20 protein-coding genes and 1 pseudogene are annotated in these 18258 nt (G+C 61.8%); 8 read left to right on the top strand and 13 right to left on the bottom strand.

What is annotated here, in order from left to right:
• Nucleotides 1-7 precede the first annotated feature (7 nt).
• Complete coding sequence (locus K5K89_RS18215; RefSeq protein WP_071491258.1) at nt 8-1039, top strand: ABC transporter substrate-binding protein; 1032 nt, start codon at nt 8-10, stop codon at nt 1037-1039.
• Here K5K89_RS18215 and nadE read toward each other — a convergent pair whose 3' ends face one another.
• From nadE to K5K89_RS18230, 3 genes are read right to left on the bottom strand one after another with little or no spacing between them, the layout of a single operon-like run.
• Nucleotides 1040-1849 (bottom strand): ammonia-dependent NAD(+) synthetase, encoded by an 810-nt coding sequence (gene nadE / locus K5K89_RS18220; RefSeq protein ID WP_222539968.1) that lies wholly within the window; start codon nt 1847-1849, stop codon nt 1040-1042. It abuts the gene before it with no gap.
• A 1-nt stretch (nt 1850) separates the two neighbouring features.
• Nucleotides 1851-3068, bottom strand: a complete 1218-nt coding sequence (gene pncB, locus K5K89_RS18225; protein WP_071491256.1) for a nicotinate phosphoribosyltransferase — start codon at nt 3066-3068, stop codon at nt 1851-1853.
• 11 nt (nt 3069-3079) lie between these two features.
• Nucleotides 3080-3727, bottom strand: a complete 648-nt coding sequence (locus K5K89_RS18230; RefSeq protein ID WP_071491255.1) for a nicotinamidase — start codon at nt 3725-3727, stop codon at nt 3080-3082.
• Between the two features lie 146 nt (nt 3728-3873).
• On the opposite strand from K5K89_RS18230, the gene K5K89_RS18235 reads away from it, so the two are divergent.
• On the top strand, nt 3874-4566 hold the full coding sequence (locus tag K5K89_RS18235) for an NUDIX hydrolase (RefSeq protein ID WP_071491254.1): 693 nt from the start codon (nt 3874-3876) through the stop codon (nt 4564-4566).
• Nucleotides 4567-4630: 64 nt separating this feature from the next.
• Here the strand turns inward: K5K89_RS18235 and K5K89_RS18240 are convergent, their stop codons facing one another.
• Both K5K89_RS18240 and K5K89_RS18245 read right to left on the bottom strand, forming a co-directional pair.
• Nucleotides 4631-5404 carry an L-iditol 2-dehydrogenase gene (locus K5K89_RS18240; protein WP_222539969.1) on the bottom strand — a complete coding sequence of 258 codons (774 nt, stop codon included), beginning with the start codon at nt 5402-5404 and terminating at the stop codon, nt 4631-4633.
• 19 nt (nt 5405-5423) lie between these two features.
• Nucleotides 5424-6713 (bottom strand): ABC transporter substrate-binding protein, encoded by a 1290-nt coding sequence (locus K5K89_RS18245; RefSeq protein ID WP_222541726.1) that lies wholly within the window; start codon nt 6711-6713, stop codon nt 5424-5426.
• A gap of 232 nt (nt 6714-6945) precedes the next feature.
• On the opposite strand from K5K89_RS18245, the gene K5K89_RS18250 reads away from it, so the two are divergent.
• The 3 genes from K5K89_RS18250 to K5K89_RS18260 all read left to right on the top strand — a co-directional run bounded on the left by K5K89_RS18250 (nt 6946) and on the right by K5K89_RS18260 (nt 10029).
• The gene (locus K5K89_RS18250; protein WP_222539970.1) at nt 6946-7866 is read left to right on the top strand and encodes an AraC family transcriptional regulator; all 921 of its coding nucleotides are present in this window, start codon (nt 6946-6948) and stop codon (nt 7864-7866) included.
• A gap of 172 nt (nt 7867-8038) precedes the next feature.
• Nucleotides 8039-8986: a nucleoside-specific channel-forming protein Tsx gene (locus K5K89_RS18255; RefSeq protein WP_071491250.1), complete on the top strand. Its 948-nt coding sequence runs from the start codon at nt 8039-8041 to the stop codon at nt 8984-8986.
• 14 nt (nt 8987-9000) lie between these two features.
• Nucleotides 9001-10029, top strand: coding sequence for a purine-nucleoside phosphorylase (locus K5K89_RS18260; protein WP_222539971.1), 1029 nt, complete (start codon nt 9001-9003; stop codon nt 10027-10029).
• A gap of 9 nt (nt 10030-10038) precedes the next feature.
• Here the strand turns inward: K5K89_RS18260 and K5K89_RS18265 are convergent, their stop codons facing one another.
• The 6 genes and pseudogenes from K5K89_RS18265 to K5K89_RS18290 form a co-directional block, all read right to left on the bottom strand.
• Nucleotides 10039-10998 (bottom strand): zinc-binding alcohol dehydrogenase family protein, encoded by a 960-nt coding sequence (locus K5K89_RS18265; protein WP_222539972.1) that lies wholly within the window; start codon nt 10996-10998, stop codon nt 10039-10041.
• 30 nt (nt 10999-11028) lie between these two features.
• Nucleotides 11029-11202: a DUF1427 family protein gene (locus tag K5K89_RS18270; protein WP_076955279.1), complete on the bottom strand. Its 174-nt coding sequence runs from the start codon at nt 11200-11202 to the stop codon at nt 11029-11031.
• Nucleotides 11203-11270: 68 nt separating this feature from the next.
• Nucleotides 11271-12055 (bottom strand): annotated as a pseudogene (locus K5K89_RS18275) (AraC family transcriptional regulator).
• 120 nt (nt 12056-12175) lie between these two features.
• A complete protein-coding gene (locus K5K89_RS18280; RefSeq protein WP_081049255.1) occupies nt 12176-12346 on the bottom strand; it encodes a metallothionein in 171 nt (56 codons plus the stop codon).
• A gap of 89 nt (nt 12347-12435) precedes the next feature.
• A complete protein-coding gene (locus K5K89_RS18285) occupies nt 12436-12888 on the bottom strand; it encodes a DMT family transporter (protein WP_222539973.1) in 453 nt (150 codons plus the stop codon).
• 4 nt (nt 12889-12892) lie between these two features.
• The gene (locus tag K5K89_RS18290; protein WP_071491245.1) at nt 12893-13381 is read right to left on the bottom strand and encodes a DMT family transporter; all 489 of its coding nucleotides are present in this window, start codon (nt 13379-13381) and stop codon (nt 12893-12895) included.
• Between the two features lie 116 nt (nt 13382-13497).
• Between K5K89_RS18290 and K5K89_RS18295 the strand changes: the two genes are divergently transcribed.
• From K5K89_RS18295 to K5K89_RS18305, 3 genes are all read left to right on the top strand, one after another.
• Nucleotides 13498-14430 carry a LysR family transcriptional regulator gene (locus K5K89_RS18295; RefSeq protein WP_071491276.1) on the top strand — a complete coding sequence of 311 codons (933 nt, stop codon included), beginning with the start codon at nt 13498-13500 and terminating at the stop codon, nt 14428-14430.
• A gap of 264 nt (nt 14431-14694) precedes the next feature.
• A complete protein-coding gene (locus tag K5K89_RS18300; protein ID WP_222539974.1) occupies nt 14695-14934 on the top strand; it encodes a type II toxin-antitoxin system Phd/YefM family antitoxin in 240 nt (79 codons plus the stop codon).
• On the top strand, nt 14931-15308 hold the full coding sequence (locus tag K5K89_RS18305) for a type II toxin-antitoxin system VapC family toxin (protein WP_222539975.1): 378 nt from the start codon (nt 14931-14933) through the stop codon (nt 15306-15308). Before K5K89_RS18300 ends, K5K89_RS18305 begins: the two co-directional genes overlap by 4 nt.
• A gap of 23 nt (nt 15309-15331) precedes the next feature.
• Here the strand turns inward: K5K89_RS18305 and K5K89_RS18310 are convergent, their stop codons facing one another.
• Both K5K89_RS18310 and K5K89_RS18315 read right to left on the bottom strand, forming a co-directional pair.
• The gene (locus tag K5K89_RS18310) at nt 15332-16654 is read right to left on the bottom strand and encodes an Nramp family divalent metal transporter (RefSeq protein ID WP_092245833.1); all 1323 of its coding nucleotides are present in this window, start codon (nt 16652-16654) and stop codon (nt 15332-15334) included.
• Between the two features lie 41 nt (nt 16655-16695).
• Nucleotides 16696-18249, bottom strand: coding sequence for a DUF726 domain-containing protein (locus tag K5K89_RS18315; protein WP_222539976.1), 1554 nt, complete (start codon nt 18247-18249; stop codon nt 16696-16698).
• Nucleotides 18250-18258: the final 9 nt, after the last annotated feature.

Below are 18258 nucleotides of genomic sequence, written 5' to 3' on the forward strand. Positions count from 1 at the left end.
AACATCCATGAACCCACGTATTGCGCTGTCCTGCTTGTCCCTCGCCCTGCTCGCCTCAACGGCGCACGCCGCGCCCACGCTGTACCTGGGCATGAACGGCGGCACCATGGAACGGGTGTACGCCGACAAGGTGCTGCCCGCGTTCGAAAAGGCCAATAACGTCAAGGTGGTGATTGTGCCCGGCACCTCGTCGGACATCCTCGCCAAGGTCCAGGCCAACAAAGACAACCCGCAGATGCACGTGATGTTCCTCGACGACGGCATCATGTACCGCGCGATCTCCATGGGCCTGTGCGACAAACTGGCGCCGAGCCCGACCCTGGAACAGATCCCGGCCAAGGCGAAGATCAAGGACGAAGCCGTGGCCGTGACCCTCGGCGTGACCGGCCTGGGCTACAACGCCAGGATGTTCAAGGAAAAAGGCTGGGCCGCGCCCACCTCGTGGATGGACCTGGCCGACCCGCGCTTCAAGGAGAAAGTGGTGTTCCAGTCCCTGGCATCGTCCACCTTCGGCCTGCACGGCTTCCTGATGTTCAACCGCATCCAGGGCGGCGACGAAACCAACGTGGAGCCCGGCTTCAAGGCCTGGCCAAAAACCGTCGGGCCCAATGTGCTGGAATACATCGCCAGCTCGGCAAAAATCTCCGAGATGGTGCAGACCGACGAAGCCGCGATCTTTCCTTTGACCCCAACCCAGGTCGCCACCCAGAAGCTGCTCGGCGTGCCCATGGAATACGCGCAGCCCAAGGAAGGCGCCGTGGTGCTGAACGTGGCCGAATGCGTGATCGCCCGCAATGACCAGCCAGAACTGGCGCAGAAACTCGCGGCCTTCCTGCTGACCGCCGAAGCCCAGGCACCGGCGCTGGAAGAAGGCGACCAGATTCCGTCGAACCCGACCACACCGACCACCGACAAGACCCGTGCGCGGGTGGAAGCGATGCAGGGTTACTTGCAGACGGCAATTTCGATCGACTGGGACCAGGTGAACCAGGCGCGGCCGGAGTGGAATGCGCGGTGGAGTCGGTCGATCGAGCGTTAATCAAAGGGGCGCAATCGGCAGCGCGCGTTTGTGTGCTGTCTTGCTGTACGCGCCCTCGACAATCGTCCTCACCCGCTCGCTCACCGGTTCGCCCATCAGGTAGGCGTCGATCTCTGCATACGTGCAACCGTAGGCGTGCTCGTCCAGCTTGCCCGGTACCAGCTCTTCCAGGTCGGCCGTCGGGTGTTTGTGCACCAGGTTGTCCGGTGCGCCGAGGGCCGTGGCGAGCAGGCGCACTTGGGTTTTGGTCAGGCCGGACAGCGGGGCCAGGTCGCAGGCGCCATCGCCGAACTTGGTGAAAAAACCCATCAACGCTTCGGCGCCGTGGTCGGTGCCCACCACCAGGCCATTGTGCAGGTTGGCCACGGCGTATTGCGCGATCATGCGCGTGCGGGCCTTGACGTTGCCCTTGATGAAATCGACATGCTCGGCGCTGGCTTCGGCGGCGGTCAGGCTGGCCATCAGGCCGTCGACGCTGGCGGCGATGTTGAGGGTGTCGATGTGGTCCGCAGTGATGAAGTCCAGGGAGGCCTGGGCGTCGCGTTCATCGGCCTGGGTCTTGTAGGGCAGGCGCATGGCGATGAAGCGTGCGGCGTAACCCTCGCTGCGCAATTGCTCTGCCGCCATTTGGCACAGGCGGCCGGCGGTGAGGGAGTCGACGCCGCCACTGATGCCCAATACCAGGGCCTTGCAGCGCGAGTGGCGCAAGGTGGTCTTGATGAAGTCGATGCGCCGTTGGATTTCCTCGGGCTCGCCGCCTTGGGTCAACGCCCGATTGATGTTCAGTTCCCGTGCGATACGTTCTTGCATGTCACACCTCCACACTGCCAACGTTGAACACTTGTGCTGCGTACTGCAAAAACGAGGCGTCTTCGCAGACGTTCTTGATCGGGTCATCGGAGAACTTCACCACTGGCTCGCCGTGCACCCGCACCAGTTTCATCACGATGCTCAGCGGCTCGACGCCGTCCACATCGCAGGCCAGGCTGGTGCCCATGCCGAACCCGAACCTGGCCTTGCCGCGCACGTGACGCAGGATCGGCAGGCATTTTTCGAAGTTCAGGCCATCGGAGAACATCAGGTCCTTGGTCATCGGGTCGATGCCCAGTTGCTTGTAGCGGGCCAACACCTTGTCGGCCCAGGCGATGGGGTCGCCGGAGTCCTGGCGCAGGCCGTCGTAGAGCTTGGCGAAGTACAGGTCGAAGTCCTTGAGGAAAAAGTCGGTGCTGATGCAGTCGGTCAGGGCGATCCCCAGGCGACCACGGTACTCGCGCACCCAGTTTTCCAGGGCGGCGTTCTGGCTCTCGCGCAGCCGGCCCAGTTGCTGGTGCACCATCAGCCATTGGTGGGCCATGGTGCCGATCAGCGGCAGGTCGAACTCGTAGGCCAGGTGCGCGTTACTGGTGCCGACGAACTGGCCGGGGAAGTCGCGGCGCATGATGTCGACCACTTCGCGCTGGGCCTTGAACGACAGGCGCCGACGAGTGGAGAAGTCCGATACACGCAGGTCGGCCAGTTCGTCGCGGCTGAGGTTTTTCTCCAGCCAGTCGAACTTCTGGTAGAGCTTGCGGGTGACGTCTTCCAGGGTCACATCGGGGTATTTGTCGCGGTTGCGCAGCTCGCTGACCAACGCCAGTACCGGTTGCTCGAACATGATGCAGTGCAGCATCGGGCCGACCACGCGGATATTGAGTTGGCCGTCGACTTCACTGACGTGGATGTAGCGCAGGTTGAAACGGAACAGGCCAAGGAAGCGCTCGTAATCCGGGGTGAGGTATTCGCGAAAACGCGGGTTGAACAGGAAGCGCAACTCGCCTTCGCGCATCCGCAGGCTGGCGAGTTTCTCCAGTTCGGCACGGATTTCAGGAATCAGGTGGCCGAGCTTTTCCCTGGAGCGGACGATGAAGTTGTACTCCACATCAACGTTGGGGTACTGGTGCAACACCGCCTGCATCATGGTGAAGGTGTAGTAATCGGTGTCGAGCAACCCCTGGATCACCGGGGATTCGTAGTCGTATGCACTTTCCATGGTGTCTCTCCTTAACGCGTGGCCATTGCGGCCAGTTCTTCGCGGGTGCGGCTGATAGCGGCACCGGCCTTGAGCAACTCATTGACCGCCTGTACACCGCCCTCCTCGCTGATGCCTCGGCACGCCGGCAAGTGCAGCACCACTTCCAGGCCGGCCTTGAGCAACTGCAACGCGGTGGTCTTGACGCAGTAATCCAGGGCCAGGCCGCCGACGATCACGCGAACCACGCCTTGGGCCTTCAAATACTCGATGACGCCGGTGGACAGCTTGTCGTGCAGGTCGTGGTAGCAGGCGCCGTAGGGATGCAGGTCGGGTTCGACGCCTTTCCAGATGAAATAGTCGTAGTCATAAGGCGTGGGCAACTCATCCAGCAGGGTGAAGCCCTCGGTGCCGGGTACACAGTGGCTGACCCAAGTGACATCGGCATGGGCCAGGCCGGTGGGTTGCAACATGTCGCTGTGCTGCGCCACCACCCAGGGCGCGTGCGGGGTGTGGGCGTCCTTACTGCCGACACGATGGCCGGCAAGGCTGGCCATGTAGTTGAGCTCGGCGCCGATCCGGTCACCGCCGGCCACCGGCAACTCGTTGGGGCACAGCGGCGTGAAACTCTTCTGGGCGTCGACGTCGAATGAGGCAATGGCGGTTGTCGCGAGGGTCATGGTGGTTCTCCTGTGGCCTGGAAATAAAAGTACACGTCATGTACTTTCATTGCAACAAACATTTGCGTATCTATCCTGGACTCAGTACATGACATATCTGTTCGATCCGTTAGACTGTGCCGCACTGCTGTTTAGAAGGACATCACATGCCCCGTAGCGCCTACCTCCATACCGTCGACCTGTGCGTGCTGTCTTACTGCCGCATCTCTGGCGAACTGAAACTGCTGCTGAACCAGCGCGACGCCGAGCCCTTCGCCGGGCACTGGGCGCTGCCGGGCGTGGTGGTGAATGGCGGCGTGCAGGACCTGAGCCTCCAGGCTGCGGTGGAGCGCTTGCGGGCGAGTGACAAGGTCGGGCTGGACCTGGCCTGGAGCGAACAGGTGGGGACGGTGGGGGATGCGTTTCGCGATCCGCGCTGCTGGTCATCGTCCACCTATTACCTGGCGATCGTGAACGAGGACGTGACGCTGGGTGACCACCAGCGCTGGTATTCGCTGACAGCGGTGGCGAGCGGCGGCATCAAGTTGCCGTTCGATCACAACAGCATTGTGGCAGCGGTGCAGGACCGTTTGTTTTCCAAGTCGTTGTACAGCAACTTGCCGCTGATGTTTCTGGGCAATGAATTCAGCGCACCGGACGCGACCACGATTTTCTCCCTGGTGCTGGCGCGGCCGGTGTTGAAGACCAGTATTCGCCAGCGGTTGTTGAAGCTGACGGAGGCAGGGTATCTGCGCGAGACCGGGCGCAAGAAACAGGGTGAAGGCGGCAGGCCCCAGGCGACGGTGGAGAACCTGAAGCCTGGAGAGATTTACTTCTTCGACCGCAGTTTTGCGGACTAGCCCCGAGTCAACGAACAAAGAGGCTCAACTGTGGGAGGGGGCTTGCCCCCTCACACATTGGGCCCTAGTTCATCCAGTTGCCGCCATCGACATTGTAGGTCTGCGCCACCACGTAGTCGGCCTCTTTTGACGCCAGGAAGATCGCCATTCCGGTCAGGTCCTGCGCCGTGCCCATCCGTCCAAATGGTACCTCGGCCCCTACCCGCTTCTTCTTCTCTCCCGGAGCCAGCCCTTCATGCCTGGCAAACAGCGCATCCACACCATCCCAATGCTCCCCGTCCACTACCCCGGGCGCAATGGCATTGACGTTGATGCCCTGCCTGATCAGGTTCAACCCCGCCGATTGCGTCAGACTGATCACCGCCGCTTTGGTCGCGCAGTAGATCGCCACCAGTGGCTCGCCGCGTCGTCCGGCCTGGCTGGCCATGTTGATGATCTTGCCGCCATGGCCCTGGTGGATCATCTGCCGCGCCGCGGCTTGCAGGGTGAACAGCGTACCGGCGACGTTGATCGAGAACAGCCGCTCGTAGCTGTTGCGGGTGATGTCGACGATGGGTGCCAAGTCGAACAGCGCAGCGTTGTTGACCAGGATATCCAGCTTGCCGGCCTGGGCCACCACGGCGGCAATCGCGCCGTCGATAGAGGCCTGGTCGGTGACGTCCATGGCCACGGCGTAGGCCTGCGGGCCCAGCTCGGCAGCCGTGGCCTGGGCCCGTTGCAGGTTGATATCGGCGATGGCGACTGTGGCGCCCTCTTCGATGTAGGCCTGGGCGAAGGCGCGGCCGATACCGCGCGCCGATCCGGTGATCAGCGCGCTTTTACCTTCCAGTCGTTTCATCAGTAGGTCCCGTCAAAAGTTACTTCGGATAGCCGGCGCGTTTCATCTCGCGCTCGGTGGTGGACTGCGCTTGCAGCAAGGCCTGGTCAACCGACATGCCACCGGTCAGCGCCGCCGAGAACAGCTTGCCGACCGAGGTGCCGATGGCCTGGAACTCGGGGATGGTCACGTACTGGATACCCACGTACGGCACCGGCTTGACGGACGGATGCGCGGGGTCGGCGTGTTTCATCATCTCCAGGGTCACCTGGGCAAACGGGGCCGCCTGCAGATACGCCTCGTTGTAGGTGGACTGGCGGGTGCCTGGCGGCACGTTGGTGATGCCTTCTTTGTCAGCCACCAGTTGGATGTAGTCCTTGGACGTCGCCCAACTGATAAAGGCCTTGGCGGCGTCCTTGTGTTTGGAAGTGGCCGGGATCGCCAGGGACCAGGCGTAGAGCCAGGACGAACCTTTATCGGTGACCTCGGTGGGCGCGGCAGCAAAGCCTACGCTGTCGGCCACTTTGCTCTGGCTTTTATCGGTGGTGAAGGAGCCGGCGACGCTGGCATCGACCCAGATTGCACATTTGCCACTGTTGAACAGCGCCAGGGTTTCGTTGAAGCCATTGCTGGACACGCCCGGCGGGCCGTACTGCTTGAGGGTGTTGACATAGAAGTTGGCGGCCGCGGTCCACTCGGGGCTGGTCAGCTCGGGCTTCCACTGCTCGTCGAACCAGCGCGCGCCAAAGGCGTTGGCCATGGTGCTGAGCAAGGCGATGTTCTCGCCCCAGCCGGCCTTGCCGCGCAGGCACATGCCGTATTGGCCCTTGTCCTTGGCGGTGAGCTTGGACGCGAACTCACCGAGCTGGGTCCAGGTGGGGTGCGCCGGCATGCTCAGGCCCGCCTGCTGGAACAGGTCGGTGCGGTAGTAGGTGACAGTGCTTTCGCCGTAGAACGGCAAGGCATAGAGGGTGTTGTCGACCGACAGGCCCTGGCGTACCGAGGGGAAGATATCGTCGACATCGTAATCGGCCGGCAGCTGGGCCAAGGGTTCCAGCCAGTGCTTGGCGCCCCAGAGCGGGGTTTCGTAGGTGCCGATGGTCAGCACATCGAATTGCCCACCCTGGGTGGCGATGTCGGTGGTGAGGCGCTGGCGCAGTACGTTTTCTTCCAGCACCACCCAGTTGAGCGTGATGTCCGGGTGCTGGGCTTCGAACACCCTGGACAGGCGCTGCATGCGGATCATGTCGCTGTTGTTGACCGTGGCGATGGTGACGGTGTCGGCGGCGTGGCTGGGCATGGCCAGCGCCAGGCCGGACAGCAGGAACATCACTTGCGGAAGCTTGAACATGGCGGTTTCCACCTGTTGTTTTTGTTGTTGAGCGCCGATTACAGCAGCTTGGCCAGGCCCTCACAAACCCGTGGCGGATGCTCGACTGGTACTTTTTTAACCCGGGCGTGCGAGTTAAAAAAGTATCAGTGCCGGACGCAAGCGGGGGTAGCGCCTGAACGCCCGAGGCGCGTATTTTGAAGCGATTACAAGAACCCCAAGAAGTCCGCTCATGCCCATCAGCCGTGCCACGCTGTTCGAGCACCGCCCCGCCGAACTGGAAGTGATCCTGCCCGAGCCGGACCACTGTTTCCGCTGGTTCGAACACGACTACCCCTACGACCTGGCGCGTTGGAACCACCACCCCGAATTCGAAATCCACCTGATCCGCCAAGGCAGCGGCAAACTCGTAGCGGGCGACTACATCGGTGCATTCAGCGCCGGGCATGTCGCACTGATCGGCCCCGACCTGCCCCACGACTGGATCGGCGAACTGGCCCCCGGCGAATACCTGAACGGCCGCGACGTGGTGCTGCAATTCGACGGCGCCGCCCTCCTCGCCCTGCGCAACACCCTGCCGGAGCTGGGCGACCTGCAGCCGTTGTTCGAACAGGCCCGCCGTGGCCTGGAGTTCACCGGGGACACGGCGCTGCAGGCGGCCCACCTGATGGAAGCCATCGGTAACGCCCAGGGCCTGCAACGCTTGATCCTGTTCCTGCAATTGCTCGACACCCTGAAAAACACCCCGCCCCAGCAGGCCAAGGCCCTGGCCAGCCCCTGCTACGCGCCGACCCTGGATGCACGCAGCGCCGAACGCATCAACAAGGCATTCGACTATTTGATGCGCGAGCTGACCGGCGATGTGCGCCTGTCGGTGATCGCGCAACAGTTGGAGATGAGCGAACCGGGCTTTTCGCGCTTCTTCAAGCGCAACACCGGCCACGGCTTTATCGAACTGATGCGCAAGTTCCGGGTACAACGCGCCTGCCGGCTGTTGCTGCAAAGCGATATGTCGGTGGCGGACATCTGCTTTGAAGTGGGCTACGCCAACCTGTCGAATTTCAACCGGCACTTTCGCATCGAGATGAATCAGACGCCGAGTGACTATCGACGGGAAACCGCGACGCACCTGTTCCACCGCATCGAAAAATGACACCCGGTCAATTCTGACCAAAAGGTCGACTAATCCTATTTTTTTCCAAGCTGATCAATCGATTGAGCAAAGTTGGTACAGCCTGTGCAAACGTTTGCGGTACGAACTTGGCGACCAAGTTCACCTCTACCCGAAGAATCGGGTTCAAACCGCGTACGAATAGGGATTTTCAATGCATTCCACCTCAAGGCGTCCTACCTGCTTTGGTGTTTCCTTGCTACTGACCGCCGTTACGGGACTACTCAGCGCGCCCGTTTTGGCGCAGGAAAAACCCGTCGATGACTCAGCACAGGGCGAAACCCTCAGCCCGGAAGCCAACCCGGCGAAAAAAGGCGTGTACCTGTCGGATTGGTTCAACCAGGACCTGACGCTGATCGGCAGCAAAGACATCAGCTTCGGCCCCAAGCCGCAGGATGACGTCTATCTGGAGTACGAATACTTCGGTCGCAAGGGGCCTTTCGAGTTGTACGGCTATATCGACGTGCCGAAGATCCTCACCATCGGTAACAGTAATGACAAGGGCGTGTGGGACCATGGCTCGCCGGTGTTCATGGAGCATGAGCCGCGGATTTCCATCGACTACCTGGCGGGCCGCAGCCTGGCCATCGGGCCATTCAAGGAATGGTACGTGGCCTTCGACTGGATCTACGACCACGGCAGCAACAAGGCCAACCGCGCCAATACGCTGTACAGCGGCCTGGGCACCGATATCGACACCCACTCGCGGGTCAACCTGTCGGCCAACTTCTACGGGCGTTACCAGTGGGAAAACTATGGCGCCAGCAACGAATATTCCTGGGACGGCTACCGTGCGCAAATGAAGTACATCGTGCCCATCGGCAAATTCGATAACGGCGCCTCGCTGACCTACATCGGCTTTACCAACTACGATTTTGGCTCGGACCTGCACAAGGACAATCCTGCACGCACCGCCAACTCGCTGGTGGCCACCAACGTGCTGCTGTATTCGTTTACCCATCTGCGCTTCACCCTGGTCGGCCGTTACTTTCATAACGGCGGCAACTGGGAAGACGGCAGCGAGTTGAATTTCGGCGAAGGCAATTTCCGCGCCCGCTCGGACGGTTGGGGTTACTACGCCGGCGTGGGCTATCAATTCTGATCAAGGAGCTTTAGATGAACGCATTGACCCGTCTCTCAATGGCCGTTGGCCTGACCTTTCTGCCCCAGGTGGTGCTGGCCGATGCACCCGCGCCGATCAAGCCCAAGGTGATGCTGATCACCATGTTCGCCCCCGAGGCGCAAACCTGGATCGACCGCCTGGAACTCAAGCAGGAAGTGCGCGTGCCGGGCCTGTCCGCCGAGTATCCGGTGATCCGCTGCAATACCCGGGATGTGTGCCTGCTGGTCACCGGCATGGGCCAGACCAACGCCGCGGCCTCCACCCTGGCATTGGCCCTTTCGCCCAAATTCGACCTGCGCCAAAGCTATTTCCTGATCGCCGGGATCGCCGGTATCAGCCCCAAGCACGGCACGATCGGCACCGCCGCGTGGGCGCATTACCTGGTGGAATTCGGCACCCAATGGGAGCTGGACTCACGGGATGCGCCGAAGGATTGGCCGACCGGCTATCTCGGCATCAACACAAAGGGCCCCAACGAAAAACCACCGCTGGACTACAAGACCGAAGTGTTTGAGCTGAACCCCAAATTGCAGGCCAAGGCGTTTGCCCTGTCACAGAAGGTCGAGCTGACGGAAAGCAAGGAATCCAGCGCCTGGCGCAAACACTACCCGGCCGCGCCGGCCAACCAGCCGCCACAAGTTACGCGCTGCGACACCCTGGCGGGCAACACCTGGTTCTCCGGCACGCGTTTGAGCGAGCGCGCCGAGGTGTGGACCAAGCTGCTGACCGACAACAAAGGCGAATACTGCACCACGCAGCAGGAAGACAACTCCACCTATGAGGCCCTGCTGCGCGCCAGCCGCGAAGGTTTGGTGGACATCCAGCGCCTGGCGGTGGTGCGGGCCGGTTCGGATTTCGACCGGCCGTACCCGGGCTACAGCGAAGTGGATAACCTGTTGAAGTACGCGGACCAGGGCGGTTTTGTCCCGGCGCTGGAGAACCTGTACCGCACGGGCAACCCGCTGGTACAGGCGATCCTCAACAACTGGTCGGCCTGGGAAAAAGGTGTTCCCGAGGCATGACCGCCAGGATCAGGGCAGGAAGATGAGCTTGTCTGCGCTGCCCTGGTTCACCTCTTCGAAGCACTGCACCCCATCGGCCAGCGCGACTTCACGCAGGCCGGTGGGCAGCGGCAACAAGCCTTCATCGAAGAGCCGCCCGAACTGCTCCAGCATCACCGCACACTGCTCGCAGTTGTAGAGCAACGAATTGATCCCCACCACCGAACCGCCCTTGCGGTACAACGCCAGGGCCGGCAGTTGTACATGGCCGTCCACCGGTGCGGCGATAATGGCGATGCGGCCGAACGGTGCCAGGCCTGCCACGGCGGCGGGCAGCCAGAAGCCGGTGGTATCGAAGATCACATCCGCACCGCCCTTGAACACGGCGTTGACGTGCGCGCCCAGGTCTTCCGGCTTGCCCAGGACAATCGCGGCGAAGCCCTGGCTCTGCAAGACTTCAACCTGTTCCGGGCGACGTACGGCGGCCAGCACCTGGGCGCCACGGATCTTCGCCAGGGCCAGGGTCGCACTGCCCACCGCGCCATTGGCGCCGATCACCAGCAGGCGTGTGCCCTGGGTCACGCCACTGCGCTCCAGTGCATCCCAGGCGGTGGTGTACGGCACACCAAGGCTCGCGGCCTGGGCGAAACTCAGGTGGGTAGGCTTATGTGCCACGCCCTTGGCCGACACGGTGAGGTACTGGGCATGGGAGCCGTCGGCAAAAAAGCCCAGGTCACGGCCGGTGCCCCACACTTCCTGGCCGACCAGCGCCTGCGGACCTTCAACCACAATCCCGGCGAAATCACGGCCGGGGATGCGCGGCAAGGTGGTATAGGGAAAACGACCGAGCACGTTTTTGACGTCGCTGGGGTTGAGGCCCGCAGCCTTGATCTGGACCAGCACTTCACCCACGGCCGGCACCGGGGTGGCGACGTCGACAAAGCGCAGGTTGTTGAGGTCGCCGGTGGCAGTAAATTGCAGTGCTTTCATGGCCAATATCCATCGAAGAGAAAAAAGAGATCAGGAGAACCAGGTGCCCACCAGCTGCCGCCCCATGGGCCAGAGCTTTTCACCCAGCAACATGCCCATCAGGCCGATCAGGGCGATGGCCGGCGGTGCGGGCGAGCGGAAGTCGAGGGCGCCGTAGATCACGCCGACAAACAGGCCGATGGCCAGGGAAATGAGGTAGTTCATGGGGCAGCGCCTTGTGGGTGGATGCGCTCAGTGTAGAGAGCACCAGCCTGAAGCATCGGCCAAGTGCTTCAGGATTTCGGCCAACCCCTCAGCCCACGTATTGCGAGGGCGCCACACCGAGTTCACGCCGGAACATGTCGCTGAAACTGCTGGGCGAATACCCCAGGGAACGCGCGATGGCGCTGACCGACTGGCCCTGGATCAACTCTGCCACCGCCGTGGCCAGTTGCACCTGGCGGCGCCATTCGGCAAAGCCCATGCCCAGGTGGGTCTGGAACAGCCGCGCAAGGGTGCGCACGCTGGCGCCGGCGGCTTCGGCATGCTGCTCGAAAGGGATCTCCAGGGACGGCGCAGCCATGACCGCCTGACAGGCATTGATCAGCCGACGGTCGGCCTCCACCGGCATGGCGATGCGAATCGGCGAGCGACGCGCCCGTTGCAGCTCCAGCAAAGCCAGGCTGACCAGCGCGTCGTAGTAAGCCACCTCACCGTTGTCGCCCTCGTCCACCAACGTGACGATCAGCTCGCGCAACAACCCACCGACTTCGATCACCTGCACCTGGCTGTCCAGCGTTGCCGCCAGGGCCGGGCGCAGGTAGATATTGCGCATCTGCAAGTCCGAGACCACGCGGATACCATGCTCCACGCCGGGCGGCAGCCATACGGCACGCTGTGGCGGCACCACCAGCGCTTCCTGCGGGGTGTCGACCCACATCACGCCGCTCATGGCATAAAGCAACTGGCCCCAGTCGTGGCTGTGGGGTTCAATGTAGAGCCCACGCGGATAGGTGCGCGCCAAAGGTTGCACGGGAACGGCAGGATCACTGAGGTCAGGCGGCGCGGCCAGGGCCATGGGGTGCACATCATTCGAAGGAGAGTCGCTATGGTAATCACCGCCGCACGACAATCCGAGCGATTTTTGCGGCCCGCAAACCGTGTGGGAGCACGCATGCCCCCACCGGTTCAAACACCGCTAGCCTTTGGCAGACTTGGCACATTCACACCCCGTCGCAGCCGCACACGGCTCACCATGGGCATGGTGCTCGGCACAGCCCTGGCAGCAATAGCCCTTGCCGTCCTTCATGACCGCATCAGGTCCCAGCACGCATTTGCAGTGTGGGCAGGCACAGGTTTTATCTGGCATGGTCAGACTCCTTCTTCATGGTCGTCCCGGTGCGGCGGGCGCCGACACCTTAAGCAGTGACTGCGGCCCGCCTTCGTTGGTTCAAGCCATCAGTCGGTGCGGGTATTGCTGCGATACATGAACACCAGCGCCAACGCCAGGCAGGCCATCGCCACGATGCGGCTGCTCGACAGCTCGATGGCCGGGTTGCCCAGCCAGCCGAAGTTGTCGATCAGCATGCCCATGCCCAATTGGCCGACGATCACCGCGACGGTGGCAACGGCCGTGCCGACCACCGGCACCGCGCCGACCATCACCATCATGTACACCACACCGAACAACGCACCGGTCAGTTGCCATTTCGGCACGTCCAGCAGGCTCACCGCCTGGACGGGTTCAAAGAAGAAAATCATTAACGCGGTGACAATCGCCCCCACCGAGAAGGTCACCAGGCTGCCACGCAACACCCCCACCGCCTGGCCCAGGCGACCGTTGATCGCCGCTTGCACGCTCAACACCGCACCTGCGGCGACCACCACTACCAGTAACAGAATCAGATTCATCGCCTTAACCTCGTGCAATCAGAACAAGTGCCACCACAATCAGTGCCAAGGCAATCCAGCGTTCGCCATTGACCCGCTTGCGCGCCGAGCCGAACCAGCCGAAATGGTCGATCAGCACACTCTTGCCGACCTGCCCGGACAAAATCGCGATCATGGTCATCGCAATACCGATGTGCGGCGTGGCCAGGGTCAGCACGACCACGTAGATCGGTCCCAGGAAACCGCCGATCAGCTGCCAGCGCGGCAGTTCGGAGAGCGCCGGGCCCTTTTGCGGGCCACTGAACAACAGCAGCAGATACAGGATCGCCGAGCCCACCCCGAAAATGCTCAGGGTCGCCCACAAGTGGCCGACCTGCACACCCAGCGGGCCCAGCAACCCGGCTTCTACCGACAGGCCCATGCCGGCCAGGATCACCAGCGGCAGCAACAGCACCCTCAAGACGTTTTTTTTCGGCCTGGCTTGCGCCACACCCTCGATGGAACTTGCTTGCATACATCACCCGCGCTCAAGAAAGGAAACATGGCGCGCATTATCCGGTGGCCGAGCTGTGCGATAAATGGGAGCATGTCGACAACACCTTTGCGCAAAACGCACAGCCTGGAGACATGATGCAAGGCTTGAATGAATTGAGTTTCAAGGCGCTGCGCCTGTTCGTGGCCGTGCTGGACCTGGGCAGCTTCTCCGAAGTGGCTCGCCGCGAAGGCCTGGCACCCTCCTCTATCTCCCGGCAGATACAGCTGATGGAACAGGCTCTTGGCCAACAGTTGCTGTACCGTCACACCCGCGCGGTCAGCCCCACCGAAGCCGGTCGGCTGCTGGGGCGGCATGCGCGGTTGATGCTGGAACAACTGGAAGCCGCCGGCCAGGCGTTACAGGAACAGGAAAGCGAGCCCAGCGGCCTGGTGCGCATCAATGCACCCATGGTATTCGGCCAGCGTCACCTGTCACCGTGGCTGGGCGAATTGTGCCGACGCTATCCGAAGCTGCAACTGGACATCCAGCAGACCGACACTTACGTCGACCCACTGCAGGACGGTACCGACCTGCTGTTCCGCATCGGCGTGCTCAACGATTCCAGCATGCAGGCCCGCATCTTCGCGCCCCAACGCTTTCGCATCGCCGCCAGCCCCGCCTACCTGGCCCGACATGGCACCCCGCAGCACCCCGACGAGCTGAGCAACCATCAATGCCTGGCCTACAAAGGCGTCACCGGCCAGCAGCGCTGGTTCTTTCGCAAGGGCCAGGGCGACTGGACGCCCTACAGCGTCAAGGGCCCGATCACCGGCAACCATGCTGACACCTTGACCCACGCCGCCGAGCAAGGGCTGGGGCTGGTGGTGTTTCCCTCCTGGTTGATCGGCGAAGGCTTGCGCGCAGGCACGTTGCAGGCGGTGCTGACCGACTATGAAGTGGCGACAACCCTGGAACCGCAGCAGATTGCGGCACTGTGGCCGGGCAGCCGGCGCTTGTCGCTGAAGGTGCGGACGGTGATTGATTATTTTGTGGAGTGTTTCGGGGGGGTGCCGTATTGGGATCGGTGAGCAAAGAGGCTCGGGAGAAACATCGCCACATCAGGAATTTTCTTACAGGAGGAAGTAGTTCCATTCTGTTTTTTCGGGCCAGTATTCTTCTGGCCAAGCCTGTTACGGCAGACTTTCGCCACATCTTCCTTTAGAGAACTGCCATGAAAGTCACGTATCACAAACCATCGCGATCTGAGCGTGCCGCGTCCGCCAGTGGTCTGGCCGTCTTTGATAGCGCACCCAGTTTTGGCTATATTTTGGCCAAAATATGGGGATAACCACATGATCACGGTTCCTTTGGGCGAAGCGAAAAACAATCTGTCAAAACTGGTGGATGAGGCCGCTGCGGGCAAGGTCATCACCATAGCCAAACATGGACGTGCGATGGCACAGCTTGTGCCCATGGGGAAATCCAAGGGTCACAGAATCGGTGCCATGAAAGGCAGGTTCATCATTCCCGAAGACTTTGACGCACCTTTGCCTGACGATCTGCTGGATGCCTTCGAAGGCAAGCGTGCATGAGAGTGCTGTTGGGCACCCACATTCTGCTTTGGACCCTGACGGAAGACCCCAGGCTATCCGGCAAAGCCAGGAAGCTGATTGAGAATGCCGCAGAGATCTACATCAGCGCTGCGACATTCTGGGAGATGGCAATCAAGGTCGGCCTGGGGAAACTCGCTGTCGATCTGGATGAAATCCGTGAGTACTGCCTGGAAAGCGGATTTGTCGAGCTGCCCGTCACCTCGGAACATGCCATCGCGGTCAAGGATCTCGAACACCATCACAAGGACCCTTTTGATCGGCTCATCGTTGCGACAGCCATGAGCGAACCCATGAGGCTGTTGACCGCCGATCCCCACATCGCCCAATACACGTCCTTGGCGATCCTGGTCTAACTCATCTCGACGACAGCACCACCTCAACCAAACACCCACTGCCCAATCAACCAGGCATTCGCCCCACTGATCAGCGCAAACAGAAACCACGCCAGCAACCGCGTCGGCAGCCGATTCACGAATGGCCCCATCAGCTGTTTATCGCCGGTCATGCGGATCAACGGATACAGCGCGAATGGCAACTGCAGGCTGAGCACCACCTGGCTGAGGATCAGTAGCTTGCCGATGGCATCGTCGCCCATCAGCCATACCCCCACAAACGCCGGAATCAGCGCCAACCCACGGGTGATAAGCCGACGTTGCCAGCAGGGGATGCGCAGGTTGAGGTAGCCCTCCATGATCACCTGCCCAGCGATGGTGCCGGTAAAGGTAGAGCTTTGCCCGGACGCCAACAGCGCAATACCGAACAAGATACTGGCAAAGGCACCGCCCACCAGCGGGTCAAGCAGGTGGTAGGCGTCCTGGATCTCGACCACCTCGGTGTGGCCGGTCTTGTGGAAAGCGGCGGCGGCGAGAATCAGGATCGCGGCGTTGACCAGCAGCGCCAGGGCCAATGAACCGATGGTGTCGATACGCGCCAGCTTGACCGCATCCACTTTGCTGGCGAGGTCCTTGCCGATCAAGCGGGTTTGCACGATGGAGCTGTGCAGGTAGAGGTTATGGGGCATCACGGTGGCCCCGAGGATACCGATGGCCAGGTACAGCGGCGCCGCGTCGCTGATGGCCGAGAGTGACGGGGCGAAACCACCGAATACGTCCGGCCAGTACGGTTTGATCAGCACCAGTTCGATAAAGAAACACACGCCGATGGTCGCCACCAGCGCCAGCATGATCGCTTCCAGGCGCCGGAAGCCACGGTTTTGCAGGGCCAGGACCAACAGCGTGTCAAAGGCGGTGATCACAATGCCGGTGGTCAGCGATACCCCCAGCAGCAAGTGGAATGCCAGGGCACAGCCCAACACTTCGGCAAGGTCGGTGGCGATGATGGAGATTTCCGCCAGCACCCATTGGGTGCGAGCGGAACCCTTGCTGTAGCGCTCACGGCACAGCTGCGCCAGGTCTTTGCCGGTGGCGATGCCCAGCCGCGAGCACAGGCACTGCACCGCCATCCCGGCCAGGCTGGCCAGCAACACCACGAACAACAGACTGTAGCCGTAGCGCGAACCGGCCTCGATGGCCGTGGCCCAATTGCCCGGGTCCATATAGCCGATGGAGACCAGCAAGCCAGGGCCGGCGAACATCAACATGCGCTTGAAGAACGAGGCCTTGGGGTCAACGGCGACGGAGCCGGCCACTTCCGGCGGGCAGAACGGGGCGGTAGCAATTTTCGGCAGGCTGAATTTCACGCGGTATCCCAGGCAAACATACAAGACAAGGATGCAGCTTATCAGTCGGACACGACCGTGCGCATCACCGTGTCCCTTGGCAGGTCGAATGCCTCCACTACCTGCACCACCAGGTCCATCTCCTGGTTCAGCGCTTCACGCTCCATGCGCTGGCGAATCACGCCGATCACCAGCACGGCCAACGTGGTGATCGAATACGCCGGGCCGGAAAATGCTCGCACGCCGCTCACCACCAGCATCGCCGCCGCCAACGCCTGGCCCACCACCGGGATTGCCGTGGCCGCGCCACGGCGCAGGATAAAACCGGTGAGCCCGGCCAGCGCCGTGCCGCTCAACGCGGTGGCAGCCGAACGGCCTACGTCAAAACGGCTGAACAAGCCCTGCTCCTTTTGCGCGGCAGCCTTGAGTTCTGCGTCGAACACCTGTCGGTCCGCGTTGCTGAGTTTATCCTTGTACTGTTCGATGAGTTTCTCGGCGACCCTGGCTTCGAGATCGGCCAGAGCGACAGTATCCAGCGCCTCGTCGAACTTGATCCCCAGCCGCCGCACCACATCTTCGGCGATCTGGCGGTAACCCACACCATGCCCACGGGCCAGGTTCATGAAGCTGTCGCCGCCCATGCGTTGCAGCTCAACAGCCAACTTGAGCGGCTCGCGCACCGTGGCGTCTATCGATGCACTGCGCTTTTGCGCCATCAATTCGGCGAGGAACTTCAACTCTTCCGGCCGGACCTGCACCAGCGCCGGGAACAAATCGATGTCCTCCTCGGCAAAACGTACTTCAGCACTGCGCTGGTCAGAGCGGATCATGCCGCGCCGCTCGTGCAGCAGGTCGGTGTACTGCACCACCGTCTGCAACTGCGGCCAATAGGCGGCGTGATCGAAAGTCGCCAGGTGCACGTTGGTGACCTTGGCCTTGAGCGCCGGTGTCACCGGGATTGCATAACGGCCGATACAGCGTTCGGTGTCCGGCTTTATGGCCAAGGCCCAGTCCTTGCTGGAGTGGCAGTTGATCACTCGCCCCTTGAGCGGCGCCGACACCACGTCCCACGGGCTCGACGTGCAGATCGCCCCGCCCATCAACAACAGGTTGTCCAACGGCAGCTCACGGGCGGTTTCGGGGCTGGCGAGCAAGCTCTTGACCAGGATGCGCGCCCCCAGGGAATGACCGATCAGGTTGATACGCCGCACATCAAGGGATTCACCGTGCAGGTAGTTGGCCAGTTCCGGCAACAGGCTTTTGGCGACTTCGTCCACCCGCGCCTCGACGCTTTTGTAGTGATCGAGAAAATAGGCAATCGCCTTGCCCACCCCGACGGTCGCCGCGCCCAGGCTGCCGCCGCCCAGCACTGCGCCGATCACCTCCTTGAAGGGTGCAAACAGATTTTCCAGGAAATGCCCGGCCGGCCAGAACAGCATCAGGTTGGTCGAACCTTCGATACTCGCCAACTGCTCCTTGAAGCCACCCAATTGTTGCCGATTGAAGAACGCCGAATAACCGTGAACATAGAGATTGAGCACGTCGCCCTGAGGCTCGCCGCACAGTACGAAGGTGGGCTTGCGGGTGCGGTGCATTTCATCCCACTGGTGCTGCATGGGGCAGTG

Source organism: Pseudomonas sp. DR208, from assembly GCF_019823005.1.
GTDB lineage: Bacteria > Pseudomonadota > Gammaproteobacteria > Pseudomonadales > Pseudomonadaceae > Aquipseudomonas > Aquipseudomonas extremorientalis.